The sequence below is a fragment of the Roseovarius halophilus (ex Wu et al. 2025) genome (genome assembly GCF_047086965.1).
Window position 1 is genome coordinate 1 of the sequence record NZ_JBKOTX010000645.1, and the last position, 265, is coordinate 265.

Below are 265 nucleotides of genomic sequence, written 5' to 3' on the forward strand. Positions count from 1 at the left end.
GGAACGACGAGAAATCCAGTGGCCGCAGCGTGTGCATGCTGATCAGCAGCACGATGATCGACAGCGCGATGTTGAAGGTGAACAACAAGTCCAGGATGAACGGCGGCAGCGGCAGCACCATCATCGCCAGGATCAGGATGATCAGCACCGGGCCGGCGGCGGAGCGGTAGTCGCCCTGGCGCAGGAAGCTGGAGACTCGGAGCAGTGCGGCGTTCATCTGAGGGTACGGGCAGCGGGGGGCTTTTCGATGAATGCCATCTTGCCG

At 62.3% G+C, this 265-nt stretch carries 1 protein-coding gene; it reads right to left on the bottom strand.

What is annotated here, in order from left to right; genetic code table 11:
* The coding region (locus tag ACH107_RS33875) for an FHIPEP family type III secretion protein (protein WP_412509932.1) at positions 1 to 217 on the bottom strand (217 nt) is incomplete at its 3' end.
* Positions 218 to 265: the final 48 nt, after the last annotated feature.